1 CRISPR repeat array is annotated in these 614 nt (G+C 42.0%).

Annotation, left to right across the window (positions count from 1 at the left end):
* Window positions 1-58: 58 nt before the first annotated feature.
* A CRISPR array of direct repeats spans window positions 59-555; the repeat unit is 36 nt; unit sequence GTTGAATTACCAGTTAAAACGACACTGCTCCAAAAC.
* Between the last annotated feature and the right edge of the window lie 59 nt (window positions 556-614).

Below are 614 nucleotides of genomic sequence, written 5' to 3'. Positions count from 1 at the left end.
ACCAGTTAAAACGACACTGCTCCAAAACCAATGGGAAGGTGGCTTTTCCGAGCCTCGCGTTGAATTACCAGTTAAAACGACACTGCTCCAAAACCTTACGGACGATGTGCGTGAAAAAGCCTAAGTTGAATTACCAGTTAAAACGACACTGCTCCAAAACAAGAAAGGTACGCAGACTGAAACGACTGAGGTTGAATTACCAGTTACAACGACACTGCTCCAAAACAAGTCAATGGTTTTGTATTCAGCACTTTTCGTTGAATTACCAGTTAAAACGACACTGCTCCAAAACTTATCTTTCACAAGGTAAATAATACCTGCTGTTGAATTACCAGTTAAAACGACACTGCTCCAAAACTGTATAATATCGTCAAGCTAAAATGTGCTGTTGAATTACCAGTTAAAACGACACTGCTCCAAAACCCGTGGAGGATCGCCGTATACGCGCGACAAGTTGAATTACCAGTTAAAACGACACTGCTCCAAAACCCTGTCGCGTTTGAAAAAGTACTCACGGTGGTTGAATTACCAGTTAAAACGACACTGCTCCAAAACACCTTGTCGTTGTATTTCTCTTGAGCGTCGGTTGAATTACCAGTTAAAACGACACTGCT

This window comes from Umbribacter vaginalis, from assembly GCA_001552935.1.
Taxonomy (GTDB): Bacteria; Actinomycetota; Coriobacteriia; order Coriobacteriales; family Eggerthellaceae; genus Berryella; species Berryella vaginalis.
Note: the sequence above shows the minus strand (reverse complement) of the source record. Positions and strands in the feature narration are given on the sequence as shown.